At 70.9% G+C, this 18,364-nt stretch carries 14 protein-coding genes; 3 read left to right on the forward strand and 11 right to left on the reverse strand.

The window, feature by feature from the left end; genetic code table 11:
- Positions 1-43 precede the first annotated feature (43 nt).
- The 4 genes from ACLKM7_RS13715 to ACLKM7_RS13730 all read right to left on the reverse strand — a co-directional run bounded on the left by ACLKM7_RS13715 (position 44) and on the right by ACLKM7_RS13730 (position 4,003).
- Positions 44-1,603 carry a PTS mannitol transporter subunit IICB gene (locus ACLKM7_RS13715; RefSeq protein ID WP_436447720.1) on the reverse strand — a complete coding sequence of 520 codons (1,560 nt, stop codon included), beginning with the start codon at positions 1,601-1,603 and terminating at the stop codon, positions 44-46.
- On the reverse strand, positions 1,600-3,246 hold the full coding sequence (gene ptsP / locus ACLKM7_RS13720) for a phosphoenolpyruvate--protein phosphotransferase (RefSeq protein ID WP_436448043.1): 1,647 nt from the start codon (positions 3,244-3,246) through the stop codon (positions 1,600-1,602). Before ptsP ends, ACLKM7_RS13715 begins: the two co-directional genes overlap by 4 nt.
- Positions 3,247-3,323: 77 nt before the next feature.
- Positions 3,324-3,599 carry an HPr family phosphocarrier protein gene (locus ACLKM7_RS13725; protein ID WP_436447721.1) on the reverse strand — a complete coding sequence of 92 codons (276 nt, stop codon included), beginning with the start codon at positions 3,597-3,599 and terminating at the stop codon, positions 3,324-3,326.
- Between the two features lie 17 nt (positions 3,600-3,616).
- Positions 3,617-4,003: a PTS sugar transporter subunit IIB gene (locus ACLKM7_RS13730; protein ID WP_436447722.1), complete on the reverse strand. Its 387-nt coding sequence runs from the start codon at positions 4,001-4,003 to the stop codon at positions 3,617-3,619.
- A 163-nt stretch (positions 4,004-4,166) separates the two neighbouring features.
- Here ACLKM7_RS13730 and ACLKM7_RS13735 point away from each other — a divergent pair, with 163 nt between their 5' ends.
- Positions 4,167-6,104 (forward strand): BglG family transcription antiterminator, encoded by a 1,938-nt coding sequence (locus tag ACLKM7_RS13735; protein WP_436447723.1) that lies wholly within the window; start codon positions 4,167-4,169, stop codon positions 6,102-6,104.
- A gap of 465 nt (positions 6,105-6,569) precedes the next feature.
- On the opposite strand, the gene ACLKM7_RS13740 is transcribed toward ACLKM7_RS13735, so the two are convergent.
- The 5 genes from ACLKM7_RS13740 to ACLKM7_RS13760 all read right to left on the reverse strand — a co-directional run bounded on the left by ACLKM7_RS13740 (position 6,570) and on the right by ACLKM7_RS13760 (position 12,225).
- The gene (locus ACLKM7_RS13740; RefSeq protein ID WP_436447724.1) at positions 6,570-7,154 is read right to left on the reverse strand and encodes a GNAT family N-acetyltransferase; all 585 of its coding nucleotides are present in this window, start codon (positions 7,152-7,154) and stop codon (positions 6,570-6,572) included.
- 68 nt (positions 7,155-7,222) lie between these two features.
- Entirely contained in the window at positions 7,223-7,792 is a 570-nt protein-coding gene (locus tag ACLKM7_RS13745) for a dihydrofolate reductase family protein (RefSeq protein ID WP_436447725.1), read from the reverse strand.
- A gap of 10 nt (positions 7,793-7,802) precedes the next feature.
- On the reverse strand, positions 7,803-9,293 hold the full coding sequence (locus ACLKM7_RS13750) for an MFS transporter (RefSeq protein WP_436447726.1): 1,491 nt from the start codon (positions 9,291-9,293) through the stop codon (positions 7,803-7,805).
- Positions 9,294-9,409: 116 nt separating this feature from the next.
- Positions 9,410-11,335 carry a phospho-sugar mutase gene (locus ACLKM7_RS13755; protein ID WP_436448044.1) on the reverse strand — a complete coding sequence of 642 codons (1,926 nt, stop codon included), beginning with the start codon at positions 11,333-11,335 and terminating at the stop codon, positions 9,410-9,412.
- 56 nt (positions 11,336-11,391) lie between these two features.
- On the reverse strand, positions 11,392-12,225 hold the full coding sequence (locus ACLKM7_RS13760) for a purine-nucleoside phosphorylase (RefSeq protein WP_436447727.1): 834 nt from the start codon (positions 12,223-12,225) through the stop codon (positions 11,392-11,394).
- 94 nt (positions 12,226-12,319) lie between these two features.
- Between ACLKM7_RS13760 and ACLKM7_RS13765 the strand changes: the two genes are divergently transcribed.
- Entirely contained in the window at positions 12,320-13,777 is a 1,458-nt protein-coding gene (locus ACLKM7_RS13765) for an NAD(P)H-quinone dehydrogenase (protein WP_436447728.1), read from the forward strand.
- A 566-nt stretch (positions 13,778-14,343) separates the two neighbouring features.
- Here the strand turns inward: ACLKM7_RS13765 and ACLKM7_RS13770 are convergent.
- Both ACLKM7_RS13770 and ACLKM7_RS13775 read right to left on the reverse strand, forming a co-directional pair.
- Complete coding sequence (locus ACLKM7_RS13770) at positions 14,344-16,110, reverse strand: acetyl/propionyl/methylcrotonyl-CoA carboxylase subunit alpha (RefSeq protein ID WP_436447729.1); 1,767 nt, start codon at positions 16,108-16,110, stop codon at positions 14,344-14,346.
- Positions 16,111-16,185: 75 nt separating this feature from the next.
- A complete protein-coding gene (locus tag ACLKM7_RS13775; protein WP_436447730.1) occupies positions 16,186-16,866 on the reverse strand; it encodes a Maf family protein in 681 nt (226 codons plus the stop codon).
- A 139-nt stretch (positions 16,867-17,005) separates the two neighbouring features.
- Between ACLKM7_RS13775 and ACLKM7_RS13780 the strand changes: the two genes are divergently transcribed.
- Positions 17,006-18,355, forward strand: a complete 1,350-nt coding sequence (locus tag ACLKM7_RS13780; RefSeq protein ID WP_436447731.1) for a class I SAM-dependent RNA methyltransferase — start codon at positions 17,006-17,008, stop codon at positions 18,353-18,355.
- Positions 18,356-18,364 lie beyond the last annotated feature (9 nt).

Below are 18,364 nucleotides of genomic sequence, written 5' to 3' on the forward strand. Positions count from 1 at the left end.
GGAGCCGGGGGCCTCCCGCCGCCCGGCTCCACCGCTGTCTCAGCTACGCACCATCCTCATGCTGCGCGCGGACGAGGTCCACGACCTCGTCGTACTTCGGCGAGTTCATGAAGTTGTCTACCGAGACGTGGACGGCGTTCGGCGTCTGCTGACGCGCCCGGTCGGTGAGCTGGTTCTGCGTGATGACGAGGTCGGCCGAGGCATCCAGGTTCGCGATCGCCTTGTTGACGACCGTGACGTCCTCGATGCCCGCCTTCTTCATCTTGTTGCGCAGCACGCTCGCGCCCATCGCGGACGAGCCCATGCCGGCGTCGCACGCGAACACGATGCTCTTGATCTCGCGCTCGGTCATGGTGGCCGGCTCGATGCCGCCGCCGGTCTCGGTCGCCGCGCCGCCGCGGAGGCCGCCGAGGTGCTCGGACGACTTGCCCTTGGCCGCCTCGGTCTGCGTGATCGCTGCTCCGAAAGCGTCGTCGGTGGCCGCCATGGCCTCGAGATCCCGCTTGCGAGAGGCCCGCAGGATCACCCAGGCGATGAGGAACGTGACCGTCGCGGACAGGATCACCGACAGGATCACCGCCAGGTAGGCGCCGGAGGCCGTCTGAGCGAGCACCGCGATGATGCTGCCTGGGGCGGCCGGCGCTCGCAGCGCGCCGCCCAGGAGCATGTTCGTCGTGACACCGGTCATGCCGCCGCCGATCAGGGCCAGGATCAGGACCGGCTTCATGAGCGCGTACGGGAAGTACACCTCGTGGATGCCGCCGAAGAACTGGATCACCGCGGCACCCGGAGCCGACGCCCGCGCCGCACCCAGGCCGAAGAAGGTGAAGGCCAGCAGCAGGCCGACGCCGGGTCCCGGGTTCGCTTCGAGCAGGAAGAGGATCGACGCGCCGTCCTCGGCCACCTGCTGGATGCCCAGCGGCGTGAGGACGCCGTGGTTGATGGCGTTGTTGAGGAAGAACACCTTCGCCGGCTCGATGATGATGCTCGTGAGCGGCAGCAGGTTCATCTCGACCAGCCAGTCGACGGCGGTGCTGAGCCCGCGCATAACCCCGTTGACGAGCCACGCGATCGGGTAGAAGCCCACGATGGCCATGACGAAGCCCCAGATGCCCGCTGAGAACATGTTGACGAGCATTTCGAACCCGGCCCGGATCTTGCCCTCCCACAGCGAGTCCAGCCACTTCATCGTGTAGGCCGCGATCGGCGCCATGATCATCGCGCCGATGAACATGTGCACCTGGCCCAGCTGGTTGTCCTCGGGCAGCGTCGCGTTGACCTGCGCGATGAGGAGGTCGGACCCGGCGATCGCGCCCATGGTGGCGATCGATGCCACGACACCGCCGCGGATGCCGTACACGATGCTGCCGCCGGTATAGGCGATCAGCAACGGCAGCAGATAGTGGATGAAGGGTCCGACGATCGTCGCCAGGTCGGCGTTCGGGGTCCATCCGACATCGATGAAGAACGCGGTGAAGATGCCCCACGCGATGAGCGCCGGGATGTTCGGCATGATCATGCCGGACAGGTAGGTGCCGAAGCGCTGGACTCCGACCCGTGCTCTGCTGCCGCCCGTCCGTGCGGGCGTGGACGCCGTTGTCATTGCTGTGCTCCCTTGTTTTCGGGGTTCGCGTCCGCGGATGCGGCGCTTCGGGTTGAGGCGGCCTCCTGGGCCGCGGTGCGGGCGGATGCCGCGGAGTCGGCCGCGAGAGCGGCCTGGGCGATCTCTCGCGCGCCCTCGAGGGTGTGCTCGAGCAGTGTCGCCCGCACGTCGGCGAGCGCCGTCGGGGCCATCGAGAGGCTCGTCGCGCCCAGCCCGACGAGCACCACGGCCAGCAGCGGATCGGCCGCCGCCTCGCCGCAGATGCCGACGGGCTTGCCGGTGGCGCGGCCGGCATCGCCGACCTCGCGGATGAGGCGCAGGACGGCCGGATGCCACGGGTCCTGGAACGTCGCCACCGAGCCGAGCAGGCGATCGGCGGCCAGCGTGTACTGGGTCAGGTCGTTGGTGCCGATCGACGCGAAGTCCGCGTGCTCCAGGATGCGGTCGGCCAGCAGCGCCGACGACGGCACCTCGACCATCACCCCGGCGGTCTTCACGCCGTAGTCGCGGGCGACGTCGACGAAGTACTGCGTCTCTTCGACTGTCGCCACCATCGGCGCCATGACCCACAAGTCGGCCTGGGTCGCGGCATCCGCTTCGGCGAGGGCCGTGAGCTGCTCGCGCAGGATGTCCTCGCTCGCTCGCAGGGCCCGCAGACCCCGCAGCCCGAGCGCCGGATTCTCTTCGTGGGCGTCGTTGAGGAACGGCAGCGGCTTGTCGGCCCCGGCGTCCAGCACGCGCACGACGACCTTCTTGCCCGGGAAGGCGGCGAGCAGCTTGGTGTAGGCCTCGCGCTGCTGCTCGACCGTCGGTGCCTGGTTCGCGCTCAGGAACAGGAACTCGGTGCGGAACAGGCCGACGCCCTCCGCTCCGAGCTCCACCGCTTCGGCGGCGGCGTCGGCGTTGCCGAGGTTCGCCAGCAGCGGTACCGGCGTGCCGTCCGCGAGGGCGCCGTCGGTGACGGGAGCGGTGGCGGCCGCCGCGCGTGCAGCGGCGCGGTTCTGTGCGCGGTCGAGCTCGTCGGGCGTCGGATCGGTGGTGACGACGCCCGCTGCGGCATCCACGATCACCGTCTGTCCGTCGCGCAGGCCCTTCGCCTCGACGGTGCCGACCACCGCCACGATCGACTTCTCGCGGGCGAGGATCGCCGTGTGCGAGGTCGGTCCGCCCTCGGTCGTGACCAGCGCCAGCACCTTGTCGAGATCGAGCAACGCCGTGTCGGCCGGCGCCAGATCCTTCGCGACGAGGACGAACGGATGCCCCGGGTCGGGCACTCCGGGAGCCGCGACCCCGCGCAGCCGGGCGATGACCCGCTGTGCGACGTCGTCGAGGTCGGCGGCGCGCTCGCCGAGGTAGCCGCCCATCGCGGCGAGCTGATCGCGGAACGACGCGAACGCGTCGAACACCGCGTACTCGCCGGTCTTGCCCTGTGCGAGACGTGCGTCCACCTCGTCGGCGAGGCTCGGGTCCTCGGCCATCATCGCCTGCGCCTCGAGCACGTCCTGCGCGGCACCGCCGGCCTGCGCACCCCGCTGCTCGAGCTCGCGCGCGACGGCGGCGACGGCATCCGTCACCCGCACCTTCTCTTCGTCGGCGCTCAGCGTGCTCGCCGCATCGCTCGGAGCCGGCAGCGGTTCGGCCATGCGCGCGACCGGTCCCTGGGCCACGCCCAGACCGATCCCGACGCCTCGAAGCTCTCGAGTCACCTGCTCGGCCATGGTCATGCCGCGTCGTGGTCGGTCGTGAGCAGCTCGGCCAGAGTGTCGAGCGTCGCGTCGGCCCCCTCGCCGTCGGCGGTCAGCGTCACATAATCGCCCTGCTCGACGCCGAGCGCGATCACCCCGAGGATGCTCGCCGCGTTGACCGGGCTGCCCGAGTCCTTGGCGATCGTGATCGGGATGCCGGCATCTTTCGCCGCCTGCGCGAAGAGCTTCGCGGGGCGGGCGTGCAGCCCGTGCGAGGAGCCGATCCTGACCGTGCGGGAGATAGGTGGCATGTCGTGTGACCTCTCTGTCAGATGTCGTGGCCGTCGCTGTCGGGTTCGGAAGTGGTCGGTGCGGCCGGCGCCGGCTCCGCGGCCGGAAGCGGCCCCCCGGAACCTCCGACCGCGGCGCGCACCAGCGCGAGTGTGCGGGTGCCGTCCAGATCCGTGAAGATGTCGGGCGGCAGCAGCACCACCGTTGTGCCCCGTGGCGCGGCATCCCGTTCGATGCGCTCCAGCGCATGACCGAGATGCGGCCCCACGAGGACGACGTCGGCGGCGTCGAGGTCGATCGGAAGCGACTGCTCGGTGCCGGCGAAGGCGATGTAGGCAAGGCCCTGGTCGTGTGCGGCGTGCCGGACGCGCTGAGCGACGAAGGTGCTCGAGGCACCAGCTCCGCAGACCACCAGGATCCTCATCGACCCGCCTCCTCGTGAGCCCATTCTTGTGAAACAGCTGGGAGCCGACAACCACTCCTTCTTCCGCGGGGGCGGAAACCGCGCCCGGCCCGCGCCAGTCGTCGATCGAGCGGGGCGAGACGAGCGCTGCGAACCTCGCCCGACCGCATGGTTGACTGGCAGCGTGACGAGGGCGAGACAGGACCGGCTTCTCGGCTTCCTTGTGCGCGACGGGGAATGGGCCACCGCTGCGACTCTCGCCGATGCGCTGGGTGTGACGCCCCGGAGCGTGCGCTCGTACGTCACGTCGCTCAACGCCCGCGTCGCACCGGGGATCGCCGTCGAGTCCGGTCCGCAGGGCTACCGCGCCGGAGTCGACGCTGCCGCCGCCCTGCGCGCGGCCGGCGACGCCGGCACGCCGCGTGATCGGCTTCACACGCTGGTGCGGGCGCTGCTGGACGCTCCCGACGGCATCGACGTGTTCGAGACCGCCGACGCGCTGCACGTCTCGCCGGCGACTCTCGACGCCGATCTGGCGCGCGTGCGCGGATTGCTCGGAGGCACCGAGCTCACGCTCGAGCGGTCGGCTTCGCGCGCGCGCCTGCGGGGCACCGAGAGCGCCCAGCGGCGGCTGCTGAGCAGGCTCGCGCACGACGAGATGGATGCCGGCTCCTTCGATCTCTCGGCGCTGCGCCGCACCCTGGGCGAAGGTTCGGTGGGTGCGCAGGCGTTCGGCCCGTTCAAGACGGAGCTCGTCGAGCGACTGGGCACGATGGGCTGGTTCGTGAACGAGTTCGGCATCGGCGACGTCGTCATGCACATCGCGATCGCCGCCGACCGCGTCTCGCGCGACCGGCCCCTCGACGCCGTCGCGATCGCCGGCGACGAGCGCCCCGAGCAGGCGGAGGTCGCCGCCGTCATCGCCGAGCTCGCGGAGCGCCATCTGGGCGTGCGGCTCGGGGCGGGCGACCTTCGCCACCTCGCGATCCTCGTGCTGACGCGGGTCGTGGCCCCGGGCGCCGCGCAGGCCGACAGCGCCCGCGAGCACACCCGGGCCCAGCTCGAGCCCGAGGTGGAGTCCGCCGTGCGCGACATCGTCGGCCAGGCGGCGGCGGAATTCCTCGTCGACATCGTGCACGAGGACTTCCTGCTGCGGCTCGCGCTGCACGTGCAGAACCTGCGGTTGCGCGCGCGGGAGCAGGCGTGGTCGCGCAACCCGCTCACGCGGTCGCTCAAGTCGACGTACCCGATGATCTTCGAGGTCGCCGTCTACATCGCCAACGGCCTTCACGAGCGGCTCGACATCCCGCTTCTCGACGACGAGATCGCGTACATCGCGATGCACGTCGGCGGGCGCCTGGAACGCAGCCGCCAGGCCGATCAGCTGCTCACGGCGACGATCGTGTGCCCCGGCTACTACGAGCTGCACGAGCTGCTGCGCTCGTCGGTGGACCGCTCGCTCGGGCAGGCGATCGAGGTCGTGGGCGTCGAGACGCGCGTCGACCCCGACTGGGCCTCCATCGACACCGATCTCGTCCTCACCACCATCGACCCGGCCGTGCCGGGGGAGCGGATCGTGCGCATCCAGCCGTTCCTGACCGACGCGGATGTCGAGCGCGTGCAGGCAGCGGCCGGCCGCATCCGTCGCTCCCGTCGCCTCGCGCGGCTGCGCGCCGAGCTCGAGCGCTACTTCGAGCCGACCGGCTTCGTGCGGGGCCTCGATCCTGCGCTGGGCGAGGAGGGTGTGATCCGCCTGCTCGGACAGCGGCTCGTCGAGCGCGGCGTGATCGACGATGACTACGTCGACCGGACGATCCAGCGCGAGCAGCTGTCGTCGACGGCGTTCACCGATGCGCTCGCCGTGCCGCACGCCCTCGGCATGACGGCATCCCGCACCGCCATCGCCATCGGCATCGCCGACCCCTCGATCCCGTGGGGTGACGGGCGCGTGCAGGTCGTGGCGCTGGTGGCGTTCTCAGAGACCGACCGCGAGGCGTTCCAGACCGTGTTCGAGCAGTTCGTCGAGGTGTTCTCGGAGCGCGACAGCGTGCAGCGCATCGTGCGCCGCGCGACGTCGTTCGCAGCCTTCCTCGACGAGCTCGTCGCCGTCATCGACGGCTGACCGGCGGCAACCCTCGTCGCCCGCGCTCGGTGGCTGCCCTGCCCTCGGGTGGCGCAACTCGCGGGATGGTTCCGGCGATGCGGCGTGTTGTGCCACCTCAACCGCGGCTGCGAAGGCCGCGACGGATGCCGCGGGCCGGGGTCAGCGATGTCCTTCGGGTGGCGGAACACGCGGAATGACGGCGGCGATGCCGCGTGTTGCGCCACCTCAACCGCGGCTGCGAAGGCCGCGACGGATGCCGCGGGCCGGGGTCAGCGATGTCCTTCGGGTGGCGGAACACGCGGAATGACGGCGGCGATGCCGCGTGTTGCGCCACCTCAACCGCGGCTGCGAAGGCCGCGACGGATGCCGCGGGCCGGGGTCAGCGATGTCCTTCGGGTGGCGGAACACGCGGGATGGTTCCGGCGATGCGGCGTGTTGCGCCACCTCAACCGCGAAAACGGCGACGGATGCCGCGGGCCGGGGTCAGCCGCGGGCGAGGCGCTCCTGCAGGCCGAGCTTCACGGCGGGCCACTCCTGAGGGAGGATCGAGAACACCACGGTGTCGCGGAGCGTGCCGTCGGGGCCGAGGCGATGATTGCGCAGCACGCCGTCCTGCTTGGCGCCGAGCCGGGCGATCGCCGCGCGGGACTGCCGGTTGTGCCAGTGCGTGCGGAACTCGACCGCGATCGCGTCGCACTCCTCGAAGGCATGCGACAGCAGCAGCAGCTTCGCGGCGGTGTTCACCGCGGTGCGCTGCACCTCCACGCCGATCCACGTGTGTCCGATCTCGACGTGGCGGTTCGGCTGGTCGATGTTGCAGAAAGTCGTCGTCCCGACCACGCGGTCGGTGTCGAGCTGCCGCACCGCCCACGGGTTCATCATGCCCTCGTCGCGCCACGCGAGGCGTTGCGCGATGTCGTCCCTGATGCTCTCGGGCCGCGGCACCGACGTGTACCACACGTGCTCGAGGCCGACGGTGGCGTGAGCGAGATCCTGCTCGTGCTCGGGAGCGAGGGGCTCGAGGCGCACGAAGGCGTTCTCGAGGGTGACGGGCGTCGTCAGCAGCATTCTTCGAGCCTAGGGCTCACCGAGCGCCGGGCGAGGCCCGGGCGGCGCCGACGTGACAGTGCGTCACGTCACGTCGCGACTCGCGCGGGCCGGAACCGCAGAGCGACCGCGCCCGACCGGAACTCCTGGCGGTGCACGAGCTCGAGCTGGATGCGCTCGCGCAGCCCCGCGAGAAGCGTCGGCCCGTGTCCGGCGAGCACCGGCTGGACGACGAACTCGTACTCGTCGATGAGCCCCAGATCCGCCAGCGCCAGGGGGAGCGTCACGCCACCCACCCACAGGCCCTCGCCAGGCTCCTCCTTGAGCCGCCTAACCGCCGCCCCGAGGTCGCCGCGCATCACCTCGGCGTTCCAGTCGACCTCGTCGAGCGTGCTCGACACCACGTGCTTCTTCGCCCCGTCGATGGCCTCGGCGAAGGGGGTCTCCCAATCACGCATCCAATCGGGCCACGTGCCCGTGGCCGGCCTCCGCCACGCGGACTGCATCATCTCGTAGGTCACCCGGCCGAAGAGCAGAGCATCGGCCCGCTCCATCTCGGCGGTCCAGTACTGCATCGACTCCTCGTCCGGCGGCAGCCCTGCCTCGTGATGGCAGCAGCCGTCGAGCGTGACGTTGATCGAGTATCGAAGGGTTCTCATCTCGTTCCTCTCACGCGTCCTTCGTGTGCATCTCGGCCTCGACGACGGCGGCGCCTGCCGCCGGGTCTTCGCCGGCGACGGTGGCGGCCCGCCGAGCGGCGGCGATCGCTCGCTGACCGGCCGGCAGCCAGACCGCGAGGCCGACGACGATGAACGTCAGCACACCCGCGGCGACCAGCAGCACCTCGATCGGCATGACGTCGGCGAGCGGACCGAACACGACCATGCCGATCGGCATCGCGACGGCCATCACGATGCCGACGAAGCCGAACACGCGACCCTGGCGCTCGGGCTCGACGGTCTCTTGCAGCAACGTCATGGACGGCGTCGAGAAGAACGGCACCGCGAGGCCGACGAGGAACATGAAGCCGAAGAACACCCAGATGTTCGACGAGAGGCCCAGGCCGATCGAGAGCGCGCCGAAGACGAGCGACGAGACGATGATCAGCCCGATCCGGCTGCGCTTGGCGAAGAAGGACGCGACGAGGATGCCCCCGAGCATCATCCCGATGCTGAAGGCGATCTCGAGCACCGCGAGGTTGACGACGTCCTGCGCCTCGCCCGCCGGGAAGGTGCGCACCAGCATGAGCGGCGTGAGGTTCGACGGGGCCACGGTGAGCAGGAAGATGATCGCGAAGAGCACCAGCAGCCACCGCACGAACGCATGGTTCACGATGTACCGCACGCCGTCGACGAGGTCGGCGAAGTAGCCGGTCTGCACGTCGCCCGCGCGGCGGATCGTGGCGACCGGGATGAGCGCCACGATCCCGATGCCGATCACCGCCGTCACGACGTCGATGAAGAAGATCGGGATCAGCGAGGCCGCGGACCCGTCCGAGGCTGCCGACGCCCACGCGTACAGACCCCCGGCGGCGGCGGGAGCCAGCAGCATCATCGCCGATTGGATGGAGCCGTTGATCCCGTTGACGCGGATGAGGTTGCGCGTCGGCACGATCTGCGGAAGCAGGGCCGAGACGGCGGGCATCTGAATGCCGGCACCCGCCGAGCGGATCGCCATCGTCGCGAAGATCAGCCAGACGGCGTCGTAGCCCGTCATCATGATCAGCGCCAGCGCCAGCGTCGTCACCGCGATCGCGGCGTCGGCGCCCATGATCAGATACTTGCGGTTGTGGCGGTCCGCCCACACGCCGCCGAAGATCGAGACGATCGCCTGCGGCAGGAATCCGAACACCGCCGCCAGGGTCATCACGAGGCCGGACTGGTACGTGATCGTCAGGTACCAGAACACGGCGTACTGCACGAGCATCGAGCCGAACAGCGTCACCGTCTGCCCGCCCAGGAACATCACGACGTTGCGCAGCCAGTGCGGTGGATCCGGCGTCTCGTCGGCGTCGTCCGCAGCCGCGGGCGTGCCCGACCCCTCGCCGGGTGTCACGTCCGTGGCTCCCGCAAGCCCGGCGGCGCCGAGCGGTGAAGCTTCAGGGGGAGTGGGGGCCGGGGCCGAGGCATCCGTCTCGTCGTTCTCCCGCGCGCCGGTCATCGTTCGCTCCTCGTATCGATGCGGAATCTCCCCCCGCGACATCGCATCGCGATATATCGCGAACGTGACTCTAGCACGAGGGTCGGACACCGCGCACGGATGCCCGAGCCTCGGGTTCAGCCGCCGTACTCGGCGAGGAGCGCCCGAGCGCCGTCGGCGAGTGCCGCGATGCGCGCCGCGGCGTCCTCTCGCGAATCGCCTCGAACGTCGAGGTACAGCTTGAGCTTCGGCTCGGTGCCGCTCGGCCGCACGATCAGTCGGGCGCCGTCGGCGAGCCACAGCCGCAGCACATCGCCCGGCGGAAGGTCGTCGATGCCCTCGAGCAGATCGTCGACGCGCTCGACGGCGGCGTCGCCGACGGATTCCGGATGCCGCGACCGCAGCGCCTGCATGATGCGGGCGATCTGCGACACGTCGTCGACGCGCACCGACACCTGATCGCTCGCGAACGAGCCGAACGTGTCGTCGAACTCGTGCAGGAGGTCTGCGAGGGACGCATTGCGGCCGCGCGCCTCGCATACCATCCCGAGCATCGCGACGGCAGCCGAGACGCCGTCCTTGTCGCGCACGGTCTCGGGGTTGACGAGATAGCCGAGCGCCTCTTCGAATCCGTACACGATGCCGGGGGCGCGCGAGATCCACTTGAAACCGGTGAGCGTCGCGTGGAAGGCGAGGCCGTAGTGCTCGGCCACGGCATGCAGACCGGGTGACGACACCAGCGAGCACGCGAGCGATGCGCCCTCGGTGGCGCCCGCGGCAGCGACGCGCTGCGCGGCGCGCCAGCCCAGGAGCAGGCCGATCTCGTTGCCGCTCAGGCGGCGCCACCCGCCGTCGGCAGTCTCGTCCGGGATCGCGACGGCCAGCCGGTCCGCATCCGGGTCGTTGGCGATCACGAGGTCGGCGCCGGCCTCGCGGGCCGCCGCGAACGCGAGGTCCATCGCGCCCGGCTCCTCCGGGTTGGGGAAGGCGACCGTCGGGAAGGTGCCGTCGGGCTCGATCTGCGGGGTCACCGGGATCGGGGACGGGTATCCGGCGGCCTCCACGATGCGCGACAGGGTCTCCCACCCGACGCCGTGCATCGCCGTGTAGACCCACTTCAGGCCGTCCGCGCCGGGGGGAGCCGGCGCCACCGCTGCCGTGGCGGCGATGTACGCGTCGACGACCTCCTCGGTCGCGACCTCGAACGCGAGCGACCGCGGCAGCGTGCTGATGTCTCCGGCTTCCGCGACGGCCTGAATGTGCGCCGCGATCTCGGCGTCGGCGGGCGACACGATCTGCGAGCCGTCGTCCTCGCCCCCGAGATACACCTTGTAGCCGTTGTCGTCCGGCGGATTGTGGCTCGCGGTGACCATGACGCCCGCTGCCGCGCCGAAGTGACGCACGGCGAAAGCCAGGACCGGCGTGGGGAGCAGGCGCGGCATGAGGATCGCTCGCAGACCGGCACCGGCGAAGATCTCGGCCGAATCGCGTGCGAATACGTCGGAGTTGCGGCGACCGTCGAACCCGATCACCACGACCGGGGCGTCATCGAGGATGCCGGGGGTCTCGGGACCCTCGGCGGCCAGGGCGTCCACGGTCGGGGGCTGCACGAGCGCGTCCGCGGTCGGGGCGTCAGTCTCGGCGTCGCGACCCGGTTCCTCCTGGGCGGACCCTGGGGTCTCCTCGGGCTCGGTCTCGTGCTCGGCGTCGGTCTCGGCCTCTGGCGGTGCCGTGGCAGCCGGCCGTGCCGGGGCATCCGTCCCGCCGGCGTCGAGCGCCGGCATGCCCGCCTTCTCGCGCACGTACGCGGCGAGCCCCGCCGCAGCCTGCGCGACGAGCACGCGGTTCATGCGGTTGCTGCCGGCCCCGAGCGCGCCGCGCAGTCCCGCGGTGCCGAAGGCGAGACGCTTCGAGAATCGATCGGTCAACCCAGCCTGTGCGGAGGTATCGCCGGCCTCGGCCGCCGCGAGCAGTTCGCGCAGCTCGGTGCGGGTCTCGCCGTCGGGGTCCTGCGCGAGCCACGCCCGCGCAGCCTCGAGGATCGAGCCACCGCCTGCGGGCACCGCGTCGGGAGCGGGCTCCTGACGTTCAGGGTCGGCCGCCGGCACTTCCGCGCTGTTCACATCGCCCCGATCACGCGAGCGAGCAGCGACGAGATCACCGGCTCGGCCTCACGGCCGGCCTCGATGACCTCGTGATGGCTGAGCGGAGTGGTCTGGATGCCGGCAGCCATGTTCGTGATGAGCGAGAAGCCGAGCACCTCCATGCCCGCCTGCCGTGCCGCGATGGCCTCGAGCGCCGTCGACATGCCGACGATGTGACCGCCGAACGACTTCGCCATCTGCACCTCGGCCGGCGTCTCGTACTGCGGACCGCGGAACTGGCAGTACACACCCTCGTCCAGGCTCGGGTCGATGGTGCGGGCGAGGTCGCGCAGCCGCATCGAGTACAGGTCGGTGAGGTCGATGAAGGTCGCACCCTCGAGCGGCGATGCGCCGGTGAGGTTGATGTGGTCGCTGATGAGCACCGGCTGCCCGGGGGCCCACGTGTGCTTGATGCCTCCGGCGCCGTTGGTGAGCACCATCGTGCGGGCACCGGTGGCCGCGGCCGTGCGCACGCTGTGCACGACGCGACGCACCCCGTGACCCTCGTAGAAGTGGGTGCGCGCACCGATCACCAGCACGTGACGGCCCTTGGGGGTGACGACGCTGCGGAGCGTGCCGACGTGCCCGGCGAGGGCGGGGGCGCTGAACCCGGTCACCTCCGTGGCGGGGAACGTGGCCGTCGTCTCTCCCACGAGCTCAGCGGCCTTCCCCCACCCCGAGCCGAGGGTGAGCGCGATGTCGTGGCGCGCCACGCCGGTGATGCGCGCGATGTCCTCTGCGGCCTGGGCAGCGACCTCGAACGGGTCGGCGGCGGGGTCGTCGAGAGGATTGCCGGTGGTGTCTGACATGCCCCCACTCTAGGAACCCGGCGGCACAAGGGCCAGCGAACCCGCGGCACCGACGCGGCGGCACGGTCGTGGCCGGGGCATCCGTCAGGAGAGAATGGAGCACATGTCCTTGAGCTTCGAGCGCACGCAGAGCGTCGCCATCATCGGCGGCGGACCCGGAGGCTACGAAGCGGCGCTGGCCGCCGCCCAGCTCGGAGCCGAGGTGACGGTGGTCGAACGCGCCGGTATCGGCGGCTCGGCGGTGATCACCGACGTGGTGCCGTCCAAGACGCTCATCGCGACGGCCGACGCCGCGGTGGCGATCTCGGGAGCCAGCGACCTGGGTGTACAGCTGTTCGCCAAGGGCAAGGACGGCAAGCCGCTCAAGCCCGAGATCGCGATCAACCTCAACGCCGTCAACAAGCGGCTGCTCTCGCTCGCGCGCCAGCAGTCCGACGACATGCGCGCCTCGCTCGTCGAGGCAGGCGTGCGCATCATCTCCGGCCACGGACGCCTCGAGGGCGACAACGCGGTCGTCGTGTCGACCGGTGCCGGTGGCACCGACTTCGACCGCATCGAAGCCGACACCCTCGTCGTCTCGACCGGCTCCTCACCGCGCGAGCTGCCCACCGCGAAGCCCGACGGGGTGCGCATCCTCACGTGGACGCAGCTGTACGACATGACCGCCATCCCCGAGCACCTGATCGTGGTGGGCTCCGGGGTCACCGGCGCCGAGTTCGCGGGCGCCTACATGAACCTCGGCGCGAAGGTCACGCTCGTCTCGAGCCGGGACCAGGTGCTGCCCGGCGAAGACTCCGACGCGGCGGCGGTGCTCGAGAAGGTGTTCAAGCGCGGCGGCATGACGCTGCTGTCGAAGTCCCGCGCCGACAAGGTCGAGAACGTCGGCGACGGCGTCGTGGTGACTCTCAGCGACGGCCGCACGGTCGAGGGCAGCCACTGTCTCGTGGCGGTCGGCTCGGTGCCCAACACTTCCGGGATCGGCCTCGAGCAGGCCGGCATCCACATGACCGATTCCGGTCACATCCAGGTGAACCGCGTCGCGCGCACCTCGGTGCCCAACATCTACGCCGCGGGCGACTGCACGTCGTTCATCCCGCTCGCCTCGGTCGCCTCGATGCAGGGCCGGACGGCCGTCTTCCACGCGCTCGGCGACGTCGTGATCCCGCTCGAGCATCGCCGCATCACCTCGAACATCTTCACCGCCCCCGAGATCGCGACGATCGGCTGGCAGGAGAAGGACATCGCCGACGGCCTCATCAACGGCGTGGTCCACAAGCTCCCGCTCGCGGCGAACCCGCGCGCCAAGATGATGGGGATCAAGGACGGCTTCGTCAAGCTCATCGCCCGTCAGGGCAGCGGCACCGTGATCGGCGGCGTCATCGTCGGCCCGCGCGCGTCCGAGCTGATCTACCCGATCGCGATCGCGGTCGAGCGGCGCCTGACGGTCGACCAAGTCTCGCGCGTGTTCGCGGTGTATCCGTCGCTGTCGGGCAGCATCACCGATGCCGCCCGCGCGATGCACGTCGTCGACCACACGATCTACGGCGGCTGAGCCCGGCCTCGCTTCCCACTGCGGAAACACCAGCCGGTGACGGCGACGCGCCGGCGGCGGGCGTTGCCGCGCGGCGTGTCGCGTGACGGACTGGTGTTTTCGCTGGGGAGTCGGGTGGCGGCGGGGCCGGCTGCAGGGGGACGGATGCCTCGGGTCGAGGCATCCGGAATCCGGCAGCTGATGGTGAGCAGCTGGTGGCCGAGCTCTGTTCCCACTGCGGAAACACCAGCCGGTGACGGCGACGCGCCGGCGGCGGGCGTTGCCGCGCGGCGTGTCGCGTGACGGACTGGTGTTTTCGCTGGGGAGTCGGGTGGCGGCGGGGCCGGCTGCAGCGGGACGGATGGCTCGGGTCGAGGCATCCGGAATCCGTCAGCTGATGGTGAGCAGCTGGTGGCCGGGCTCGGTTCCCACTGCGGAAACACCAGCCGGTGACGGCGACGCGCCGGCGGCGGGCGTTGCCGCGCGGCGTGTCGCGTGACGGACTGGTGTTTTCGCTGGGGAGTCGGGGTGGCGGCGGGGCCGGCTGCAGGGGGACGGATGGCTCGGGTCGAGGCATCCGGAATCCGTCAGCTGATGGTGAGCAGCTGGTGCCCGGCCGAGACCGTGGTTCCGGGGTCGGCGTTGATGCCGCCGATGACGCCGTCCTTGTGCGCCTGGATCGGCTGCTCCATCTTCATCGCCTCGAGCACGACGACGAGGTCGCCCTTGACGACCTGCTGGCCGTCCTCCACGGCGACCTTGACGATCGTCGCCTGCATGGGCGCCTTGACGGCGTCTCCGGATGCCCCGGCCACGACGGTCGGCGCGTGCGAGCGACGCGACGGGGGCACGGCGGCGGGGCGGCCGCTCGAGCCGGGCGCCGACACGACGCGGTCGGGCAGGCTCACCTCGAGGCGCTTGCCGGCGACCTCGACGACGACCGTGTGGCGGTGCTCGGCGGGCTTGAGTGCCTCGAGCTCGCCGTCCCACGCCGGGATGTCGTTGACGAACTCGGTCTCGATCCACCGCGTGTACACGCCGAACCGGCCGTCTTCGGCGGTGAAGGCGGGGTCGCGGACGACCTTGCGGTGGAAGGGGATCACGGTGGGAAGACCGGCGACCTCGAACTCGTCGAGGGCGCGGCGCGCGCGCTCCAGCGCCTCGGCGCGGTCGCGGCCGGTGACGATGATCTTGGCCAGCAGTGAGTCGAACGCGCCGCTCACGCTGTCGCCGGCGGTGACACCGGAATCGAGACGGATGCCGGGACCGCCGAACGTCTTGAAGACGTGGATCGGGCCGGGCTGGGGGAGGAACCCGCGGCCGGGGTCTTCGCCGTTGATGCGGAACTCGATCGAGTGCCCGTCGGGGGTGGGGTCGTCGTAGCCGAGCTCTTCGCCCTCGGCGATGCGGAACTGCTCGCGCACGAGGTCGACGCCGGTGATCTCCTCCGAGACCGGGTGCTCGACCTGCAGGCGCGTGTTCACCTCGAGGAACGAGATCGTGCCGTCCGCTCCGATGAGGAACTCGCAGGTTCCCGCACCGATGTAGCCGACCTCTTTGAGGATCGCCTTCGACGCGTCGTACAGGGTCTTGTTCTGCTCGTCGGTGAGGAAGGGCGCGGGCGCCTCTTCCACGAGCTTCTGGTGCCGCCGCTGCAGCGAGCAGTCGCGCGTCGAGATGACGACGACGTTGCCCGCGGCATCCGCCAGGCACTGCGTCTCGACGTGGCGCGGCTTGTCGAGGTACTTCTCGACGAAGCACTCGCCGCGGCCGAACGCCGTGATCGCCTCGCGCGTGGCGGACTCGAACAGCTCGGGGACCTCCTCGAGCGTGCGGGCGACCTTGAGTCCGCGACCGCCGCCGCCGTACGCCGCCTTGATCGCGATGGGGAGGCCGACCTCCTGCGCGAACGCGACCACCTCGTCCGCCCCCGAGACAGGTCCCGGGGTTCCGGGTGCGAGCGGAGCGCCGACCTTCTCGGCCACACTGCGGGCCGTGACCTTGTCGCCGAGGGCCTCGATGGCCGCGGGCGACGGTCCGATCCAGATCAGGCCCGCCGCGATCACGGCGCGCGCGAAGTCCGCGTTCTCGGCGAGGAAGCCGTAGCCCGGGTGCACCGCGTCGGCGCCGGAGCGACGGGCGATCGAGAGGATCTTGTCGATCGACAGGTACGTCTCGGCGCTGGTCGAGCCGTCGAGCGCGTACGCCTCGTCGGCGAGACGGGCGTGCAGGGCGTCGCGGTCCTGGTCGGCGTACACGGCGACCGACGCCTTGCCGGCGTCGCGGGCGGCGCGGATGACGCGGACGGCGATCTCGCCGCGGTTGGCAACGAGAACCTTGGCGATCTGGGGCATGAAGGCCAGCCTACCGACGGGTTTGATCGGACTTTTGACCGGTTCGTACAAGAACCGAGCAGAAACGTGGGATTCCTACGACAAGTTCGGCGTGTCGTCGAGTGACGGGTCGGTCGTGTTCCAGAGCGCCGTCCACTCCACTCCGAGATCGCGTACGAGGCGCCGCAGGGTCGACACCGACATTCCGACGACCGTCGACGGGTCGCCGTCGACGCGGTCGATGAAGGCCCCGCCGAGGCTGTCGACCGTGAACGCGCCGGCCACGTGCAGGGGCTCGCCCGATGCGACGTACGCCTCGATCTCGGCATCCGTCACGTCGTCGACGAACGAGACGGATGCCGCGGCCGTCGCATGCACCTCGCGCGGAGGCACTCCCGGCTCGAGGCGCACCACGGCGTGGCCCGAGTGCAGCACACCGGTGCGCCCGCGCATCGCACGCCAGCGCGCGATCGCGCTGTCGGGCGTGTAGGGCTTGCCGAGCACCTCTCCGTCGAGCTCGAACATGGAGTCTCCGCCGATCACGATGCCGTCGAAGCCGGGGATGTCGTCGGCCAGGCGTGCAGCGACTTCTGCAGCCTTGCGTCGCGCGAGCAGCAGCACGTGCTCGTCGGGATCCAGTCTCCGGCCCTCGGAGGCCTCGACCGCCTCGACGACCGCTTCCTCGTCGACGTCGGGGGCGATGGTGAGGGGACGGATGCCGAACTGCTGCAGCAGCATCAGCCGGGCGGGAGAGGTCGAGGCGAGGCACACGCGCATGCCCCCAACGGTACGCGGCGGTCATCACCGCGATGAACTGGCCTCCGGGTGTTCACTTGCCCTACTTGTACGGGGACCAGTGGCGCGGCGTACATTCAGGGCAAGTGAACCCCGTTTGGCTGGGTCGTAAGCTCGACGGGTGAGCGAACCAGGCGAGACCATCGACCTCGAGATCACGGGTGTCGCCCACGGCGGCGTGTTCGTGGCCCGCCACGAGGGGCGCGTCGTGTTCGTCTCGGACGCGATTCCCGGCGAGCGTGTGCGGGCTCGCCTCACCGACACCGGCAAGAAGTCGTTCTGGCGTGCCGAGACGCTCGAGGTGCTGGACGCCTCGCCGCACCGCCAGCCGCACGTGTGGCGACAGGCCGATGTCGACGTCGCGCCCGAGAAACGCCCCGGCGGTGCGGACTTCGGGCACATTGCGCTCCCGCACCAGCGCGAGCTCAAGCTCCGGGTGCTGCTCGAGGCGCTCGAGCGGTTCGGCGGGATGACGGCTCCCGTTGCCACCATGCGGGCAGCTGGCCAGGCCCTCACGGACACCGTGGACGTCATCGACGACGAGACGCCCGACGGCACTCGCTGGCGCACCCGCGTCAGCCTGCACGTGGACGACGAGGGGCGTATCGGGCCGTACGCGGCGCGGAGTCATCGCGTGATCGAAGTCGACGACCTGCCGCTCGCGACCGCCGAGGTCGAGTCGGCCGCCCGAGGCCTGCGCGGTCACGCCACCGGCCGCATCGACCTCGTGCAGCCCGCCGACGGCAGAGTGCGCGTCCTCCCTCGCCCGGAACGGCGGACGGATGCCGGGAGCCCGCGCGCCGGTCGTTCGCGCAGGCCGTCCAAGCCCGCGCCGAAGGCCGAAGTGGTGATCGAGCGGGTAGGCGGCCGCGAGTTCCGCGTCGACGCCGGTGGCTTCTGGCAGGTGCACCGGCTGGCGGCGCACTCGCTGACCACGCTCGTCTCGTCGCGGCTGCGCGCCGCGCGGCCCGACGGCCCGGCCATCGACCCCGAAGCGTGGCACCTCGACCTGTATGGGGGAGTGGGCCTGTTCGCCGCGACCCTCGGCGACCTCGGCGGACCCGCGACGCGCGTGACGACGGTCGAGTCCGACCCTCGCGCCACGGAGCACGCCGGCGAGAACCTCGCCGAATGGGTCGGAGCCCGTGCCGAGACCGGGCGCGTGGACCGGTGGCTCGCGCGACTGGAGGCCGAGGCATCCGTCACCGAACGCGAGCGTCTGTCGCGCGGAGTCGTCCTGCTCGATCCGCCGCGGTCGGGGGCCGGACGCGAGGTCGTCGAGCGCATCGGCGCCCTGACGCCGGCGACCGTCGTCTACGTCGCGTGCGACCCGGTCGCGCTCGCTCGTGACCTCGCGACCTTCCGCGACGTCGGCTACGAGGCGGCGTCCATCGACGCGCTGGACCTCTTTCCGCACTCTCATCACGTCGAGGCCGTCGCCGCCCTCACGCGGCGCGACGCGCGTGGGTAGGCTGACGGC

Origin of the sequence: Microbacterium sp. I2, assembly GCF_051364985.1 — a bacterium.
GTDB lineage: Bacteria > Actinomycetota > Actinomycetes > Actinomycetales > Microbacteriaceae > Microbacterium.

What these genes read in the sequence shown, in the direction of transcription:
- ACLKM7_RS13715 (WP_436447720.1), bottom strand. Translation starts at nt 1,603, where the DNA reads ATGACAACGGCGTCCACGCCCGCACGGACGGGCGGCAGCAGAGCACGG.
- ptsP (WP_436448043.1), bottom strand. Translation starts at nt 3,246, where the DNA reads ATGGCCGAACCGCTGCCGGCTCCGAGCGATGCGGCGAGCACGCTGAGC.
- ACLKM7_RS13725 (WP_436447721.1), bottom strand. Translation starts at nt 3,599, where the DNA reads ATGCCACCTATCTCCCGCACGGTCAGGATCGGCTCCTCGCACGGGCTG.
- ACLKM7_RS13730 (WP_436447722.1), bottom strand. Translation starts at nt 4,003, where the DNA reads ATGAGGATCCTGGTGGTCTGCGGAGCTGGTGCCTCGAGCACCTTCGTC.
- ACLKM7_RS13740 (WP_436447724.1), bottom strand. Translation starts at nt 7,154, where the DNA reads ATGCTGCTGACGACGCCCGTCACCCTCGAGAACGCCTTCGTGCGCCTC.
- ACLKM7_RS13745 (WP_436447725.1), bottom strand. Translation starts at nt 7,792, where the DNA reads ATGAGAACCCTTCGATACTCGATCAACGTCACGCTCGACGGCTGCTGC.
- ACLKM7_RS13750 (WP_436447726.1), bottom strand. Translation starts at nt 9,293, where the DNA reads ATGACCGGCGCGCGGGAGAACGACGAGACGGATGCCTCGGCCCCGGCC.
- ACLKM7_RS13760 (WP_436447727.1), bottom strand. Translation starts at nt 12,225, where the DNA reads ATGTCAGACACCACCGGCAATCCTCTCGACGACCCCGCCGCCGACCCG.
- ACLKM7_RS13765 (WP_436447728.1), top strand. Translation starts at nt 12,320, where the DNA reads ATGGAGCACATGTCCTTGAGCTTCGAGCGCACGCAGAGCGTCGCCATC.
- ACLKM7_RS13770 (WP_436447729.1), bottom strand. Translation starts at nt 16,110, where the DNA reads ATGCCCCAGATCGCCAAGGTTCTCGTTGCCAACCGCGGCGAGATCGCC.
- ACLKM7_RS13775 (WP_436447730.1), bottom strand. Translation starts at nt 16,866, where the DNA reads ATGCGCGTGTGCCTCGCCTCGACCTCTCCCGCCCGGCTGATGCTGCTG.